Annotated in this window: 1 protein-coding gene; it reads right to left on the minus strand. The window is 40.4% G+C overall.

Features of this window, described 5'->3' with window-relative positions:
- Window positions 1-127: 127 nt before the first annotated feature.
- Window positions 128-1,519: a group II intron reverse transcriptase/maturase gene (gene ltrA / locus H344_RS0116770; RefSeq protein WP_026811325.1), complete on the minus strand. Its 1,392-nt coding sequence runs from the start codon at window positions 1,517-1,519 to the stop codon at window positions 128-130.
- Window positions 1,520-1,522 lie beyond the last annotated feature (3 nt).

Raw genomic sequence — 1,522 nt, forward strand, 5'->3', positions numbered from 1 at the left:
TAGGTCTCTGCGTACGTAATAACCTTATTCCTCTCTTTTGTTCTTTCTTATTTATATGCCTCAATTTAGTGTTTTTACTAAAATGCTAACTTAAGCCGTACGTACGGTTCTCGTATACGGCGGTTCTTTAGTTTACAATCCTAACTTTTAGATAATAATCAGATAGAAAAACATATCCCGATACTTGCAGACGTTTTTTCGTAATCGTGGTCGATAAGATAAAGCTTTTGGACGTGTGCCAATAAGCTTTCCTTGTATTTGCCCATTTATACGCTTTTGATTTCTTAACTCCGAGTTTGACGAGATTGGTTATTTTGGTTCCTATCCGTTTCCATTGTTTCCAAATCACCATCCGCAGTCGCCTGCGATACCATTCATCTATACGAAGTAGGATTTTCTTCATGTCTGCCAACTTAAAATAATTGACCCAACCCCTAATATATTGGGATAAGGATTCTTTACGTCGCTCATTTCCCCAGCCATTACTCCTTGATGTCAGCTCTTTTAGTTTGGCTTTCATCTTGGCGATACTTTTGGGGTGAACCCTAAGCCTGCACCCTCCTCTTAATTTGTAAAAGGAATAACCAAGGAATTTAACCCTTCGGATTGATGCGACTTGGCTCTTTTCACGATTGACTTTTAAGTATAGCTCATTTTCTATGAAGTTTATAATGCTCTCCATTACTCGTTCACTGCTTCGCTTACTCTTACATAAAATCAAAAAGTCATCTGCATAACGTACAAATTTATGCCCTCTATCCTCTAATTCCCTGTCCAGTTCATTGAGCATAATATTACTCAACAATGGACTCAATGGCCCGCCCTGTGGAACCCCTTCTTTGCTCGGCTCAAAGGTCTGCCCTACTTGGACACCAGCATTTAGATAGCGATGTATCAACGATACAACTCGATTATCTTTGACTGTTCGTGAGAGTAGTTCTATCAGCTTGCTATGGTTTACTGTGTCAAAGAACTTCTCTAAGTCCATATCTACAGCGTAATCATAACCATCTGTTATATACTTCTGACACTTTTTCAGCGCTTGGTGTGCATTACGTTTTGGCCTGAACCCATAGCTATGAAGCGAAAATTGGGATTCGTAGAGCTTACTTAGTTCTTGGGATATTGCTTGCTGGATTACTCTATCCACTAACGTGGGAATACCCAGATTTCGCTTCTCCCCATCGTCTTTCGGTATCTCTACCCTGCGAACCGCATTGGGGCGGTATTTACCGTCCAGAATATTATTTATCAGACTATCTTTATGTTGAGCCAGATAACCGCCAAGCGATTCGACTTCCATCTTGTCAACTCCTCCCACGCCATTATTTCGCTTTACCTTGTGGTAGGCTGAATTTAGGTTTGAAGGGGATAGTATCCTTTCTAATAAGTCATATCCTGTTTCATTTGGATCGTTGATGCGGTTGTTTTCGGTTATCCACATGAAAGTCTGCCCTCCAACATAGCCTTCGGGTTCCGTCCTATTCTTTTGTTTAGAGGTCTTTGATTCATCAAAGATTTT

Source organism: Arenibacter latericius DSM 15913 (assembly GCF_000424985.1).
Lineage (GTDB): Bacteria > Bacteroidota > Bacteroidia > Flavobacteriales > Flavobacteriaceae > Arenibacter > Arenibacter latericius.